General features: G+C 53.5%; 13 protein-coding genes and 1 pseudogene. 10 read left to right on the plus strand and 4 right to left on the minus strand.

Features of this window, described 5'->3' with window-relative positions; translation table 11 throughout:
- Window positions 1–156 precede the first annotated feature (156 nt).
- Complete coding sequence (locus tag K1718_RS08100) at window positions 157–2409, minus strand: HAMP domain-containing methyl-accepting chemotaxis protein (RefSeq protein ID WP_265683636.1); 2253 nt, start codon at window positions 2407–2409, stop codon at window positions 157–159.
- Between the two features lie 360 nt (window positions 2410–2769).
- On the opposite strand from K1718_RS08100, the gene K1718_RS08105 reads away from it, so the two are divergent.
- The 8 genes from K1718_RS08105 to K1718_RS08140 all read left to right on the plus strand — a co-directional run bounded on the left by K1718_RS08105 (window position 2770) and on the right by K1718_RS08140 (window position 12130).
- Entirely contained in the window at window positions 2770–3492 is a 723-nt protein-coding gene (locus tag K1718_RS08105) for a helix-turn-helix transcriptional regulator (RefSeq protein ID WP_152500456.1), read from the plus strand.
- A 1167-nt stretch (window positions 3493–4659) separates the two neighbouring features.
- Entirely contained in the window at window positions 4660–5781 is a 1122-nt protein-coding gene (locus K1718_RS08110; RefSeq protein WP_152500457.1) for an aromatic ring-hydroxylating oxygenase subunit alpha, read from the plus strand.
- Window positions 5778–7313 carry a choline-sulfatase gene (gene betC, locus K1718_RS08115; protein ID WP_265683651.1) on the plus strand — a complete coding sequence of 512 codons (1536 nt, stop codon included), beginning with the start codon at window positions 5778–5780 and terminating at the stop codon, window positions 7311–7313. The genes K1718_RS08110 and betC overlap by 4 nt, the downstream gene beginning before the upstream one ends.
- Window positions 7310–8104, plus strand: coding sequence for an SDR family NAD(P)-dependent oxidoreductase (locus K1718_RS08120; RefSeq protein ID WP_152500459.1), 795 nt, complete (start codon window positions 7310–7312; stop codon window positions 8102–8104). The genes betC and K1718_RS08120 overlap by 4 nt, the downstream gene beginning before the upstream one ends.
- A complete protein-coding gene (gene kce, locus K1718_RS08125; protein WP_152500460.1) occupies window positions 8104–9036 on the plus strand; it encodes a 3,5-dioxohexanoate:acetyl-CoA acetone transferase in 933 nt (310 codons plus the stop codon). Before K1718_RS08120 ends, kce begins: the two co-directional genes overlap by 1 nt.
- Window positions 9037–9048: 12 nt before the next feature.
- On the plus strand, window positions 9049–10467 hold the full coding sequence (locus K1718_RS08130) for an aminobutyraldehyde dehydrogenase (protein WP_265683653.1): 1419 nt from the start codon (window positions 9049–9051) through the stop codon (window positions 10465–10467).
- The gene (locus tag K1718_RS08135) at window positions 10467–11201 is read left to right on the plus strand and encodes an SDR family NAD(P)-dependent oxidoreductase (RefSeq protein ID WP_265683655.1); all 735 of its coding nucleotides are present in this window, start codon (window positions 10467–10469) and stop codon (window positions 11199–11201) included. The genes K1718_RS08130 and K1718_RS08135 overlap by 1 nt, the downstream gene beginning before the upstream one ends.
- The gene (locus K1718_RS08140) at window positions 11201–12130 is read left to right on the plus strand and encodes a 3-hydroxyacyl-CoA dehydrogenase NAD-binding domain-containing protein (RefSeq protein ID WP_265683657.1); all 930 of its coding nucleotides are present in this window, start codon (window positions 11201–11203) and stop codon (window positions 12128–12130) included. The genes K1718_RS08135 and K1718_RS08140 overlap by 1 nt, the downstream gene beginning before the upstream one ends.
- Here the strand turns inward: K1718_RS08140 and K1718_RS08145 are convergent.
- The 3 genes and pseudogenes from K1718_RS08145 to K1718_RS27505 all read right to left on the minus strand — a co-directional run.
- Complete coding sequence (locus tag K1718_RS08145; protein WP_265683660.1) at window positions 12127–13158, minus strand: GlxA family transcriptional regulator; 1032 nt, start codon at window positions 13156–13158, stop codon at window positions 12127–12129. The genes K1718_RS08140 and K1718_RS08145 overlap by 4 nt on opposite strands.
- Before the next feature lie 231 nt (window positions 13159–13389).
- The gene (locus K1718_RS08150) at window positions 13390–13986 is read right to left on the minus strand and encodes a substrate-binding domain-containing protein (protein WP_285806064.1); all 597 of its coding nucleotides are present in this window, start codon (window positions 13984–13986) and stop codon (window positions 13390–13392) included.
- 162 nt (window positions 13987–14148) lie between these two features.
- Window positions 14149–14316, minus strand: a pseudogene (locus K1718_RS27505) (LysR family transcriptional regulator); the annotation flags it as partial.
- A gap of 120 nt (window positions 14317–14436) precedes the next feature.
- Between K1718_RS27505 and speB the strand changes: the two are divergent.
- Window positions 14437–15489, plus strand: coding sequence for an agmatinase (gene speB / locus K1718_RS08155; RefSeq protein ID WP_265683661.1), 1053 nt, complete (start codon window positions 14437–14439; stop codon window positions 15487–15489).
- The gene (locus K1718_RS08160; protein WP_152500466.1) at window positions 15486–15830 is read left to right on the plus strand and encodes a RidA family protein; all 345 of its coding nucleotides are present in this window, start codon (window positions 15486–15488) and stop codon (window positions 15828–15830) included. Before speB ends, K1718_RS08160 begins: the two co-directional genes overlap by 4 nt.
- Window positions 15831–15900: the final 70 nt, after the last annotated feature.

Raw genomic sequence — 15900 nt, forward strand, 5'->3', positions numbered from 1 at the left:
CATTGTCGAAACCCGGGATCAATCACTCGGTAAACCTGGTGTCCCGTTGCGATATTGCCGGCTGTTTTCATTCAGGATCCGCTGACATTCCCTCACTGACCATTACCGGGATGTGTCTCGAATTCCCAAACGACGCACGAACATTTTTGAGAATTCTCACGAAGCCCTTAGGGTCGCCAAGTACTTGCTCAACTCAACTTGCAAAATATCTGCCTGCGTCGACAATTCGCCAACGACCTTCACAACATGACCGGCGGCATCGCTGGACTGTTGGGCGGCCGAATTGACATCGACGATATTTTCCGACACGTCCCTCGTCCCTGATGCGGTCTGTTGGATGTTTTGGGCAATGTGCTGTGTCGCCGTATTCTGTTCTTCCACGGAAGCGGACACCGCGGTCGTCATATCGCTGATTTTGGACATTGCCTCGACAACGGTTTCGATTTCCCCGACCGTCTTCTGGGTCGAATCCTGCATCGAGCTTATCTGCTGCCTGATCTCTTCGGTGGCTTTGGCCGTTTGCGAGGCAAGTTCTTTAACTTCTGCCGCAACAACGGCAAACCCTCTACCGGATTCGCCAGCGCGTGCGGCTTCGATTGTCGCGTTGAGGGCCAGAAGATTGGTCTGCTCTGCGATGTCATTGATGAGATCTACGACATCTCCGATTTTCTGAGCCCCTTCTGCAAGGCTCTGAACCGTCGCGTTTGTCGAAATGGCCTGTTGCTCACCATTCGAAACGACGTTTTTGGCGTCTTCTACCTGCCTGGAAATTTCCTGGATAGATTGCGACAACTGCTCGGCCGCAGACGCAACAGTCTGAGCCGTCACTGTTGCTTCCTCAGAAGCACTTGCCACGGTTGTTGCTTTTGATCTTGTTTGAGCCGAAGAGTCTGACATCGACTTCGCGGTGACCGTCATTTCATGTGTGGCGTTGGAAACGTGTTCAACAACACCCATGACACTCGACTCCAACTCGTCGGCCATGTTCAACGTAGCGTTTCTCTTTTCTTCCTCAATACGCCGTTCGTTCTCTACCTGCTTCTGTCTCAATGTTTCCGTTTCAATGGCATTGTCCCGGAATACCTCGACTGCCGCAGCCATTTCGCCAACCTCATCCTGTTTGCCGACTGCGGGTATCTCAACATCCAGCTTGCCGTTGGCTAGCGACTGCATGGCATTGGTCATATCCACGATCGGATGGACGACTGTTTTCCTGACGATCAACATAAGCACAGCAGAAACTGCGATCAGCAAGGCAACGGCTGCGGCGATGGCCATTTGCGCGTTGGCGACAGTCACAGCGCTTGCTTCGTCGGCACCATCACTGATCGCGTCAGCAGCGGAGGCAACTTTTTCCAACGCGGTCGCGACGGCGTCGGCATCTTCTTCCAAAATCTCCGTGGCAAGGTCCGCTTCGTATTCTTTCTTCAGCATGTCTCGATGCGTATCGAAAAGCTGCTCATCCAGCGCTGCCGTCGAGAACCATGTCTCAAATGCAGCCCGGAGCTTCGCGGCATCGTCCTTGTCTTCTTCGGACTCGGCCAATGAGTCGAGGATCTCCAGATAAGGCCATGCATTTTCAGCAAGGTCCTGGAACTCCTCAAACGGGATCTCAAGCGCATCGGGATCTTCTACCGCGAGGTATTCGCCTGCGGTGTCCTGCATCTCGATAATGATACGCTGCAATTTCAGGGCAGCCTCAACGACCGGATAGTCCCTTTCAAAAAGTTCCTTCAAGATATAGTTCACGTCCGCTGCCGACGCGTTTGATGACTTTGCTATTCGATCGCCTTCTGCCTGTGCCTTGGCCATTTCCTCTTCATTTTCCAGTGCAAATTCATCGAGCATTTTGATAAGTTGTGCACCGCTGTTGTCGAACTCGGAAAGCAACTCGACAGCAGCTTTCTCCTCGTTGAGTTCTTCTGTATGCGCCAGGATCATCTCATTCGTGTGCTTGATGAATTCGCGATGCTCTCTCCTGGCGTCTTCAATGTTCGCGAGCAAGCTCTCATCCACGACAAGAGCTTCCAGCTCTGTCATGTAGACGTGGAAGAGTTCAGACTTTTCTCTAAACTCGATGGCAAGCTGTTCAACATCTGAAATTTCTTCGTCGGCGATGATTTCCTCGGCGATCTTGTTGGTTTCCCAGATATTGGCGATCATATCGTCAGCTGTTTCAACCGAAGGTGCCGTCACATCGGTGATCTGGTTCAAAGTGCGTTCAACCGAGGAAAGAAAAGAAAGACCTGTCGCCCCGATCGCCACTCCAAGCAGGACAATGAGCCCAAGCCCAACGACGAGCCGTCCGGAAATGCCCTGGAAAATGCGCATGCGCAGTTTCTGGTTGCTGTGTTGCCTGACCGAAGTTCCTTCGAGTTCAGTTACTTTGATGTTGTCTGATGCGTGCATCAAGCCACCCCTGCGCGCTAAAGCTGGATCTGGTTCGAGCATGACCTAGAGGTTGCGAAAAACAACTGAACGTAGTTCTCAGGTTAACCGTGGGTGAGAAAACACAGGTGCTCTCTTAAGTCTTTGTTTACAAACGTGGGCAAATCACAGGACTGCTTTTTCGCTGTCATTGTCGTTTTTTTATTGCGTGAACATCTCCCAATACCAACATAAGGGTAAGCAATTCTTCCAATAAGAAGAAGAAAGCAAATGCCTGGGCAGTTCGATAGCATTGGCCCTTCGACAAGGTTCAGGCAATTGGGTCACGGCATCCGTTCAAACAAATGAACAAATCTGGATGCGGGATTTATTGAGTGGGCAATGGGCAAGACTTTATTTGTTGGGGAGTGTTACAGGCAACTCTCGCAGGTGCGAACCAACTACGATGTTTTCAAGTTTCTCAAGAAGCTTGGCGACGAGTTCTGTTTCGAGCGATTTGCCGTGCTGTTTTTGCCGGATCAAAATTCGACCGAGTTGTCGTCGCACATGATCGTCAGCAATTGGCCACCCGAGCTCATTCGCGCCTACGACGAAATGAAATTGTTGGTGAACAGTCCTATCGTCGCAGAGCTGCGGAGGTCTCTTGCACCGCTTGAATGGGAACTTGAAACCGTCAACAAAGAGCGCACTCCGGAAGAAATCCAGAACTCTGTCAGTCTTTTCAAGGACTTTAGTATGCTGGGCGGCGTATACTTTCCGACATACGATGCTTTGGGACGAAGGGGGGCGGTGTCGTTTGCAGGCCAACGCGGCAAACTCGACCCGGACGAACTGGCCACGTTACACTTGCTTGCTCTTTACACCTACAATCAGGTGTCTGAGGTTGCCGACGCGGTCTCTGAACCCAATGATCAACTGACACCGCGCGAACGCGAATGCATTTACTGGTCGTCTGAGGGAAAGACCAACAATGAGATCGGTGTCATCTTGTCGATTTCTGAAAACACCGTCTCCAGCTATATGATCTCGGCTGCCAAGAAACTCGGTGCGTTGAACCGGGCGCACGCAATTGCATTGGCAATCCGTGCGGGCATAGTGTCCTAGCGATGGTTTCCACGGGATCTGGTCTTCGTTTCCCAAGACTGGGCAACTCATTTGAAAACCGCCTTGGCCTGACGCCGCGATTGGCTTCTGTTCTGCTGCAAGAATTGCGCATCCTGATTGAACGGTATTGGAAACCGTTCAATTTCAAGCGCCCACAAAGCACCTTGGCTACCGACCACCGGCACCGGACACCATCGTCCGGACGGGCCAAACCCCAGTCGCGCACTAACAATCAAATCTGGACTACTTCAGGTGCGGCTGGTCAATCGATCCTGCCTCAAAGATAGCTGAACTTGGGGACCTTTTTCTTCCGATGATCATGCGGAACAAATTGCTGGATCCGATGATGTCGGCTTGAGCTCTAATCCTGCGCGGCTACAACCTGCTATCATGCGGCGGCGTAGACCTTTGAACACAACGAACTGTGTCAATCTTTCCGCTCGTTTATTGGAGACTATTCCTGCGCGTGAGATGGATGTGCGGGCAACCATGAAGGCGATGAGTTCTTCAGGCGTTTTGGAAGTTGCAAACCAGACCGAAAGGGAAACCCGACCAGAAAGTCGTCAGTTCGTCCTGTTCTGTCGCACGCGTGCACGTTTTTGAAACTTGGAAAAACGCTCCGGTGCTTTCAGCTGACTGCCGGGCGTACGGCATCTCGTGCAACACCGGTTGTCAAGTTTGGTTATATGACAACGCAGCGAAAACTAGTGCGCAGCCAAGAATTCAAAAGCTGTAAATTTTCGCAGCGGAGGACCGCTACCGGCACTACCCCAGCCCGACGATTTGTATTTCTGCTTGGTGGTACCTTCTCATATCTTGGATGCCCCGTTCTTCTAAGATTACCGGTGGGCCAATTCAAAGCGCAGGATCATCTCAGAGGGAGCATTGGCACTCGGCACCATGCCCTTCGTTTTCGGGATAACTTTCCCTGGTGATTTGTGCCACGCGTTCCCTTTGAAATCGTGACTGAAAGTGCCCGAGCCTATCGTGGCTTGCCTCAATGCCTGCGAAGAAGGCTTTATTAATCCGGAGCCAATTCGACAACAACTGAGTCGCGCAATTACATTTATGCGCTGTGACCAAAATAGTTAATTGGGTGTCCAAAAAAGTTAACTCAGCTCACCAATTCAACGGCAGACTGAATCTCCAGGATGGAGACTTTTTGCCATGTCATCTTTGTCGCACGTTACAGCCGGCTACGATGTGGATCCGGCGCGGTCGAATTCACTTGTTGCTTCAGCTTATACGGATGCTGAGTGGTTTCGAGCGGACATTCAGTCGATTGTTGGTCGCACCTGGCAGTGGGTGTGTCATGTCGAGAAGACACGAAAACCCGGTTCATATGTGACCGCTGAGATTGCCGGCCATCCCATCGTGGTTGTTCGTGGACGTGATGGTATCCTTAGAGCGTTTTATAATGTCTGCAAGCATCGAGCACATGAGCTCATGTCGGGAGAAGGCACGACGACTCGGATCATGTGTCCCTACCATGCCTGGGTCTACAAGCTTGACGGCCAGCTTGCCCGCGCACCGCATACTGAAAACCTTCATGATTTTCACGTCGGTGAAATCTGCCTTGATCAGGTTAAAGTTGAAGAATTCTGCGGCTTTGTGTTCGTAAATCTTGATCCTGATGCTGCCGCACTTTCTGAACAGTCAGGAGACCTGGAAACGGAGATCCGCCATTGGGCGCCGGACGTCGATAAACTGACCTTCGGGCACCGGCTGACATACGACATCAAATCCAACTGGAAAAATGTCGTCGACAACTTTCTGGAATGTTACCACTGCCCGACGGCGCACAAGGACTTTTGCGATCTTGTGGACATGGACACCTACAAGGTGACCACGCATGGGATCTATTCAAGCCATATGGCCGATGCCGGTCAATCCTCCAACACCGCCTATAATGTTTCGAATGCCACGGTTCGCACGCATGCGGTTTGGTGGTTGTGGCCGACAACCTGCCTTATGCGTTACCCGGGACGGTCCAGCATGATTGTGCTGAATATCATTCCGGTCGGTCCGGACCGCACACTGGAAACCTATGACTTCTTCCTGGAGACCCCGGAACCAAATGAGATGGAACGAGATGCCATCCGCTATTTGGACGAAGTGCTGCAGGTTGAGGACATTGGCCTCGTTGAAAGCGTTCAAAGGGGTATGAGCACACCGGCTTTCACGCAAGGACGGATTGTGCACGATCCTGAGGGATCGGGGAAATCCGAGCATGCGGTCCACCACTTTCACGGTCTGGTCCTAGACGCTTACACACGAGGTGCTGCGTGAACCGCCCCAACATTGTGGTGGTCATGGCGGACCAGTTAGCGCCCCACTTTACCGGAGCCTACGGACATCCCGTCGCAAAGACCCCACATTTGGATGCGCTCGCTAAGCGAGGCATGCGGTTTGACGCGGCGTATTGCAATTCCCCACTATGCGCCCCGTCACGTTTTGCGTTTATGTCGGGACAATTGATCAGCCGGATCGCTGCCTATGACAACGCATCCGAATTCAAGGCCTCAATCCCGACCTTTGCCCATTACCTGAAAGCCCTTGGATATCGAACCTGTCTGTCCGGCAAGATGCATTTTGTCGGCCCGGACCAGATGCACGGGTTCGAAAACAGAGTGACGACAGATATTTATCCTGCCGACTTTGCTTGGACACCGGATTGGGAAGCACCGGATGAGCGGATCGACAAGTGGTATCACAACATGCAGACCGTCAAGGAAAGCGGTGTTGGCCTGGCGACATTCCAGATCGACTATGACGAGGAAGTCGGTTTTGCGGCCCAGCGCTGGCTGATTGATGCCGCAAGAGACAAGGCGCAGGGTCTCGATGCCCCCTTTGCGCTTGTGGCCAGCTTCATCCATCCTCATGACCCTTATGTTGCGCGGCCGGAGTGGTGGAACCTTTATGACGATGTCGATATTGCGCTTCCGCATTTCACGCCTGCCCCGGAAGACCAGGATCCGTTCTCTCGCCGCCTGATGGACGGTATCGAGGCGTCCTATGTCCCGCTGACGGAAGCGGAAATTCGCAAGGCGCGGCACGCCTATTTGGCGAATGTCAGCTACTTCGACAGCAAGTTGGGTTTGTTGGTTCAAACTCTTGAAGAGACAGGAGAACTTGAGAACACGATCATCGTCGTGACCGCGGACCATGGAGACATGCTGGGTGAACGCGGTCTTTGGTACAAGATGAATTTCTTCGAGCATTCCGCGCGCGTGCCACTGGTCATGGCAGGACCCGGCATTGTGCATGGGCACGCGGAAAATGCCTGCTCCCTGGTCGATCTGCTGCCGACATTTCTTGAAATTGGCGGCGGTGGAAAAGACATGCTCGGAATGCCTATCGATGGCCGCAGTTTGTTGCCGCTGGCGCGCGGTGAACCGGACCCGGTCGATGAGGCAATCGGAGAATACTGCGCAGAAATGACGCCCTATCCCGTCGTCATGATCCGGCGGGGCCGGCTTAAGTACATCCATTGTGACGCTGATCCGCCCCAGCTTTATGATCTGAGCAAGGATCCGTTTGAGGCGACAAATCTGGCGAACGACCCCGCTTATGCCGAGGCAGCAGCGGAGTTCGCCGCGGAGGTCGCAAGAAGATGGGACGGCGACGATCTCAGAGCAAAGGTGGTTGCCACGCAAAAGGCGCGGCGCGCCTTGCATGCGGCTATGGAAGCAGGTGCAGGTGAGACCTGGGATTATGACCCGCCATCGGATGCCAGCCGCCAGTATGTACGCAATCACATGGACTGGACCGCTGCTGCCGGACGATATCGATTTCCTCCAACCACGGACAAAGACCCATGATGCTGACTGGCAAGACGGCCCTTGTGACCGGAGGGCGCGGAGGTATTGGACGCGCGATCGTTGCACGCTTCATCAAAGAGGGCGCAACGGTTTTCGCAGCTGATTTGACGCCTGGAGGGTCGCTGTCAAGCGATGCCGATGACGGCAGCACCTTTGTGAAGCTTGACGTCACGCTGGAGCAGGACGCGATCAATGCGATGGAAACCGTTGGTGCCCATGCGGGCAAGCTTGATATTCTCGTAAACGCCGCGGGTATCGAAATTGAAAAGACCATCGAGGAAACCACGCTGGAGGACTGGAACCGCAGCTTTGCGGTTAACGCGACGGGGACGTTCCTGACGTCCAAATATGCTTTGCCGCTGATGCGTGAGGCCGCCAAAACTGGGTCGAGCGCAAGCCTGATCAATTTCGGGTCCTATGATGGCTTCATCGCCGATCCGGGTCTCGCGGCCTATTGCGCGACCAAGGGAGCCGTCCATGCTCTGACACGCGCCATGGCCTGCGATCATGGCCCCGAAGGCATTCGGGTGAATGCAATCTGTCCGGGCTACATAGATACACCGATGTTGCAGAGTTTCTTCAGCGGCGAAGGATCCGGCGGAGCTGGTGGAAACATTGAATCATTGCAGCAAGCTGTCCGGGATGTGCATCCTCTGCGCACATACGGCACACCAACCGATATCGCCAATCTGGTGACTTGGCTTGCATCGGACGAGGCACGTTACGCTTCTGGCCAGCTTTGGGTACTTGACGGAGGTCTGTCTGCACAGGTGCAGCAGATGAAGTTGTAATGCCGCGATCCGTCATCATAACCTGCGCGCCGACAGGCGGTATTCATACGCCGTCGATGTCGCCGTATCTGCCGGTCACACCTGCCGAAATTGCGACCGCTAGCATCGAGGCGGCGGAGGCCGGAGCATCAATTATCCATCTCCATGCACGCGATCCGGAAACGGGCAAGCCGGATCCGAGGCCCGAAACCTTCAAACAATTTCTGCCGGTCATCAAGCAGGCGACCGACGCGGTCGTGAACGTTTCAACAGGTGGCGGTCTCGGAATGAGCATCGATGAACGGCTGCTTGCGGCCACGGATGCCAGTCCTGAGATGGCATCGCTCAACATGGGGTCGATAAATTTCGGGATCTTCCCGATGCTTCAGAAATACCATGAGTTCCAGTTCGACTGGGAGCGCCCTTTTCTGGAAATGACCGAGGATTTCATCTTTCCGAACACCTTCCGGACCATCCGCTACGCGATAGAAAAGCTTGGTGGTGAGCATGGAACCAAATTCGAATTCGAGTGTTATGATCTCGGCCACCTCTACACCGTAAAATGGTTCGTCGATCAGGGACTGATCAAACCGCCTTTCTTTATCCAGATGGTCTTCGGAATTTTGGGTGGAATGGGCGCAGATATCGACAATCTCGTTCATCTTCACAAGAAAGCAAACGAACTGTTTGGTGCCGATTCCTACGAGTGGTCCGTTTTGGCGGCAGGCCGCCACCAAATGCCGTTCGCAACTCAAAGCGCAATACTTGGCGGCAATCTCCGCGTTGGTCTGGAAGACAGCCTTTTCATCGGCAAAGGTGAATTGGCGACGTCCAATGCACAGCAGGTAAAGCGCGTTCGTACAATCATTGAAAATCTGGGACTGACGGTGGCTGCCCCGGCCGAAGCACGCGAGCGTCTGGGTTTGAAAGGGGCTGACCGTGTCGGATTTTGAAGAGGACAGACCATGCAGACGAAACTGCTGATAAACGGCGAACTGGTGGACGGTGACGGCGAGGCGCGGAGTGTGCTCGACCCCGCGACAGGCAATGAAGTTGCCAAGGTAAAAGATGCCAGCCCCGAACAGGTCGTAGCGGCAGTTAGAGGCTCAGCGGAAGCCTTTGAAACATTCTCGTCGTCCTCGCCTGCGGAACGTTCAGCTCTTCTCCTGCAGATCGCGGATGCTATTGAAACCAATAGCCGGGATCTTGCTGAGCTTGAAAGCCTTGATGTTGGTAAGCCATGGCCATCGGCACATGACGACGAAATGCCTTTGACAATCGATGTTTTCCGTTTCTTTGCAGGCGCGGCAAGAACGATGACGGGGTCTGCGGCAGGTGAATATGTTGCCGGCCACACGTCCATGATCCGCCGAGATCCGGTGGGGCCGGTCGCGGCCATCGCGCCCTGGAACTACCCTTTGATGATGGCTGCCTGGAAACTGGCCGCACCTATCGCGGCCGGATGCTCTATCGTCCTCAAGCCGTCAGAGCTGACACCCCTATCAACCTTACGAATGGCAGAGCTTCTTAAAGACATCTTGCCGGCCGGGCTGTTGAATGTCGTTCATGGCCCAGGACCCACCGTTGGTGATCAGCTCATCAACAGTCCTCAGATGGAAGCGATCAGCGTCACGGGGTCGCCTGCAACGGGAATGGCCGCGATGCGGGCCGCTTCCAATCAGATCCGGCATGTTCACTTGGAATTGGGGGGCAAAGCGCCGGTGATCGTCTTTGACGATGCCGATCTCGAAGCTGTTGCCGAGACCATTCGCTACGGCAGCTTTTTCAATGCGGGGCAGGACTGTGCGCAGCCATGCCGGATTCTTGTTGCCGAAGCCTCTTATGAGAAACTGCTGACTGCGATTGTCAATCAGGTCGACCAGATACAAGTCGGTGCCCCCAGGACAGAGGGTACGGAGATGGGGCCCCTTGTGTCTTCAGGTCACAGGAGCCGTGTGGCCGCCTTTGTGGACCGAGCGCGGTCTTCCTGCAAAGTGGTCGCTGGGGGCGAAAGCGGTGAGGGGAGTGGTTTCTTCTATAGACCTACCATTGTTGCAGATGCAGACAACAATTCTGAGATTACGCGAAATGAAGTGTTTGGACCCGTCGTATCGGTCTCACGATTTGGCGACGCTGACGAGGCACTGAAAACGGCGAATTCCGGATCTTACGGGCTGGCATCCTCCGTCTGGACAAAAGATGTCGGACTTGCAATGCGTATGACGTCGAAGCTGCGCTACGGTTTCACCTGGGTCAACACGCACGGTGTAGCGACACCAGAGATGCCGTGGGCTGCCATGAAAGGGTCGGGTACCGGCTGCGACATGTCAGTCTATGCACTGGACGCCTACACATCGATCCGTCACGTCATGGTAGCGCACTGATGAGACTTTCAGGGAAGAAGGCTTTCGTTACCGGAGGACGTTCTGGCATTGGACGGGGTATCGTCGACGCCTTTCGCGCCGAGGGAGCGGACGTTGTCGCCTGCGGTCGCGGGGAGCAGCCTGACGGATTTGAAGCGCGCTGGATTCGCCTCGATGTTTCCGACCCGAACGCTGTTTTTGATGCGGCAAGATCTCTCGGTGCACTCGATATTGTGGTGAACAATGCAGGCGTTCAGGTAGAAAAAACGGTTGTGGACAGTTCCGATGAGGACTGGGACCGGGTTATCGGAACCAATGCACGCGGCGTCTTCAATGTTTGTCGGGCGTTCATACCGCAAATGTCTTTGGGCGGTTCAATCATAAATATCGGATCAATTTCCGGAACAGTCGCCGATCCATCCTTGGCTCTTTACAATGCTTCCAAAGCGTTTGTGCATGGGTTGACGCGTTCGGTTGCCGTCGATCATGGTCCGGCTGTCAGATGTAACGCAATCTGCCCGGGTTGGATCGAAACAGGCATGCTGGAAGCCGGATTCGACCTCGCGATGGATCCGAAGAAGGCCGAGACTGATGCGATTGCACGTCATCCAATCCGGCGTTTCGGCCAACCATCAGACATTGCAGCGATGGCAGTTTGGCTTGCTTCTGACGATGCGAGCTTTGCTACGGGGCAAATGTTCACACTCGATGGCGGTATGACTGCTGCCTCACCGCTTAACCCTGGATTGTTCTAATGAAACGGATTTCCCATGTTGCCATTCTGGGAGCGGGCGTAATCGGCGCCAGTTGGGCAGCCTTGTTCCTGGCCTCCGGACGTAGTGTTTCAGTATTCGACCCAGACACAGATTCAGAAGGGAGCGTCCGGGCATATATCGAAAAAGCCTGGCCTGCACTTGAGAAACTCGGGCTCGTAGATCGGGCTCAACCTGATGCATTGTCATTTGCAAACACGGCCGCAAAAGCCGTTGCGGAAGCCGATTTCGTCCAGGAAAACGTTCCTGAACGTCTTCCTGTCAAACATGCTACCTATCGCGAAATCGAAGCGGCTTTGAAACAGGATACGATTGTTTCGAGTTCTACGTCCGGCCTAACGTTGGAAGCTTTGCAGGATGGTTGGAAAGACCCGGCTTGTTTTCTACTCGGACATCCATTCAATCCTCCACACTTGATCCCGCTCGTGGAACTTACCGCAAACTCAAGAACCGGCGCGAACGTTTTGGAGAGGGCGGAAACATTCTATCAGGACGTAGGGAAGGTCACGATACGCATAAACAAAGGCATGCCCGGTCACGTTGCCAACCGCTTGCAGGCCGCTGTTTGGCGGGAAGCGATTTATATGGCAATCGAAGGCGTTGCGAGTGTCGAAGATATCGATAAGGCAATGTGGGCTGGTCCCGGTTTGAGGTGGGCCTCAATGGGGCCGACCATGCTGTTTCACCTTGGGGCGGGAGAAGGGGGGCTCCGGTCGTTCTGCGAGCACTTCAAGGATACGTTCAATGGTTGGTGGGACGACCTCGGTGACCCACGCTTAGACGACCAGATTGTCGAGCAACTCGTGGCTGGACTGGAAGAGCAGGCATGCGGACAAACTCCAGAAGATCTGTCGCGTGTTCGAGATAAAATGCTGGTGGCAATTCAAACTGCTACACGCGATTTACGCTAGTCGCCCAAATCTGAATTCGTCTCAGTATCACTGTGCTGGTGCGCTGTCGGACTGTGCATTGGCCAAGCCCTGAACTCAAAGGGCACACGTCCCTCGACGCGGTCCTTGTTGGGTGGCAAACCAAATTTTTGCTGATAAGAGCGACTGAAATGGACTTGGCTGTTAAATCCTGAGGCTGCCGCCACCTCACTGAGTTTCATCTCCGTTTGCGTAACCAGTCCGCGTGCACGGTCCAGTCTGATGTCGCGGTAGTACTCTACAGGCGTCTTGCGAACAAACTGAGTGAACAGACGACCCAGCTGCCGCTGCGAAATTGCTATGCGCCTGCAGATTTCTGGGATGGATATCGGGTCTTCGAGATTTGCTTCCATCAAGTCTATTGCTCTTCTGACTGTATTTGGCGTCACTTGTCCCGTAGGTTCGATCACCTTGGGATTCTGCGATCTGCCGGGTCCGCGTACGTCGTGATGAAACACATATCTTGCGGCCGCATTCGCAATACTCAATCCGCAAAATCTGTTCAGAAAGTACAACGCGGCATCGGAAGCCGCTGTCCCGCCACAGCACGTAAAAATTCTGCCATCAACAACAAAGAGGTCTTCCAAAACTGATGTGTTGGTCGCTGTTTCTTTAAGGGCATCGATATGCTCGTAGTGAACCGTTGCCCTCTTGTCGTTCAAAAGGCCGGCATTCGCCAAAACGAAAGCGCCAGTGTCAATTCCACCGATTGTCCTCCCATCGCGCGCCCACCGTTTCAGCGATGAATTAATGACATCCGCATAGCTTTGTTCGGGCGTCCAGCTCGAACTGACCACGACAAGGTCGGCTTTTAACGAGGCGGCATCTGTCAATGCCTTTGTATGTACTTCGAGGCCACTGCTGGATGGTAAAAGTCCTCCTTGAGCCGAATAAATATTCCATTGGAATTTCGAAGACCCAATCAGGTAGTTTGCAGCTCGAAAGGGATCGATAAACGACATGGTCGCAGCAAGATTGAAGTAGGGTGTCGCAAGAATGACCAATTCCAAAACATAGATCCAATCAGGAGGCCAACGCCGCGTTTCTTGAACTATCAAAGTACCAAAAAGCGCGCTTACGGTGAAGTTCAACTGGCCAGCTTACATTAACCCAGGCTCAGACCGAGACATATCTCGCCCGCTATTTCTGTTTTGCCAAATGCCCTCTCTGAGTGAGTTGTCCCGAAGAGAGTGAAGGTCGCTTTCAGGCGGAACAAAATCCACAGGACTGACCTTGTAGCGCTAGTGGGGTGCGTCGACTGTGATCAGCTCCAGAAACTGTTGCAGAACAGGTGATTGATTCCGATCACCGCGCCACACAGCGCAAATTGGCGAGGAGTAGCGGAAAATATCTGACCGTAACTCCTTGAATTCGTAGAGCGCCTGGCTCGTGCAATGAGTTGGAAAAAAACCGAGATAAACCCCGGCTCCTACCAAAGCCAGTACAGCTTCGGTTTGAAAAACGATGGTCCCAACCGGGAAATTTTGTTTGAGGTTTCGTATTTTGTTGCTTTCAAAATAGCCGCGATAGACCAGCGCGTGTTCTAGAATTTCTTCCTGGCTCAGGTCTTTCCCGGCATCAAGCGCAACCGACATCGGGTGTTCACCGGCGCAAAATAGCCCCACCTCCTCATCATACAGGTGACGATACTTCAAACTGGGATGACGCTGGTAATCCGGCACAATTCCAAAATGCAGCTTCCCGTCGATGACTGCCCGCTCCACTTCAGCCGGTGTTCCAGTCATCAGGCTGACATCGACCTCCGGCGCATCGTCTTTGAAACGCCGTATTGCTGAGACCAAAGGATTGCGTTCGTCTGACAACGTGTAATCGATCATGCCTATGTCGATTTTCCCGACAAGCTGTCGGTTGATCGAAGCGACACTGGTGGCAAACTCATCGGCCGCGGCGAGGAGCCGCTCTATATGTTCCAATGCGATTTCGCCCTGTTGGGTAAGAGAAAAACCACTTCTTCCACGATGACAAAGTCGGATACCAAGGCGCGTTTCCAGATCAGAAATCTGTCTTGAAATCGTTGAAGCCCCAACGCCAAGCTCTGTTTGGGCCGCAGAAAGACCGGAGCACTCGATAACGGTCTTGAAGACCCGCATCAGACGAATATCTGCACCGCTAACGGTTCCTGAAAAAGCATTCTTTCGTCGGGCCATGGTTCAAATACACCTCAAAAATCGCATGCATTTTTATGCAAGTATTCTTTGGATTGTTCAACTTTGTGACGATTAAAAACCGCATTATTCAGTTCCAAACATCTTGTTGAGGAGCGACATATGGTGAACCCAAAACTCGAAGCTCTCAGGGAAAAGTTCGGCAACGCCGATGGCGGGACATTGTTCACACCAAAGTATCAGAAGATCGCCTCGAAAATATTCGCCGAAGGCGGAAAGCGACCAGCCCCTTATTCCGGAATTCCGACACTTCTCGATGCTCCGCAAGCGACCTTGGAACAGGCGAGCGAGCTCCAGGTTGCCCTTTACGGTGCGCCCATGGATCTGGGCGTTACAAATCGAAACGGCGCTCGTTTCGGGCCGCGAGCTTTGCGCTCCATCGAGCGCGTAGGCCCTTACAATGATGCTCTCGAAACAGCGCCATTGCACGAAATGGCTGTCGCTGATCTTGGCGATGTGCCCTTCAGCAGCCGGTTCGACCTTGGCCTAAGTCACGAAGAAATTGAAAATTACGTGAGGCAGATTGTTCTTGCCGGGGCGATACCAATCGGTGTTGGCGGCGATCATTCCATCACGCATCCAATCTTGCGTGCGGTCGGCCAAAACGAACCTGTGGGCATGGTGCATATTGATGCGCATTGCGATACGGGCGGCGCTTATGAGAATGAGAAATTCCACCATGGCGGGCCTTTCCGTAACGCTGTACTGGATGGCGTTTTGTCGCCTGAGCGTACGATCCAGATCGGTATTCGCGGTGCCGCCGGTTATATCTGGGAGTTTTCTGAAATGTCCGGCATGACGGTGGTCGAAGCCAAAGACATAACAGATGCAAATTTTCCGGACATAATTGAGAAAACGCGTCAGGTTGTCGGAAGTGGCCCGACCTATCTGTCCTTTGATATCGACAGTCTGGATCCCGCCTTTGCCCCTGGCACCGGCACACCGGAAATAGGCGGCCTGACCACGCGGGAAGCACTGCGTCTGATCCGCGGTCTCAAGGGCCTCAATTTCGTTGGTGGCGACGTCGTTGAAGTTGCTCCTGCCTATGATCAAAGCACCAACACTGCCCATGCAGGTGCTCAGATGCTCTTCGAAATCTTGAGCCTCATGCAGTTTTCACCCTCCCTTCCCAGGACACAAGGAAAAGACGTATGACCATCGAGCGCTTTGAGAAAGGAAGCCGTATGAGCCAGGCTGTGGTTCATGGTAACACAGTCTATCTGGCAGGTCAGATTGGCGAAGGTCCGGACATGACACGTCAAACACAGTCCATGCTGGCCGAAGTGGATCGTCTCCTGGCATCTGTGGGAAGCAGCAAGTCCAGCATATTGTCCGCACAGATCTGGGTTTCCGACATGGGAGATGTTGACGCTATGAACAACGTCTGGGATGCATGGATCGATGTGCAAAATCCACCAGCGCGCGCTTGTGTGGAAAGTAAGCTCGTTTCGCCTGATTTCTTGGTCGAAGTCATGATTATCGCCGCCAAGGAATAGCGGCTCGTGGGGGCGCAAGGGTCGGAGTGTCGTTGACGCTTAGGCTTGGGGGACCCTTGTTTGTTGCGGT

The sequence above is a fragment of the Roseibium porphyridii genome (genome assembly GCF_026191725.2).
GTDB lineage: Bacteria > Pseudomonadota > Alphaproteobacteria > Rhizobiales > Stappiaceae > Roseibium > Roseibium porphyridii.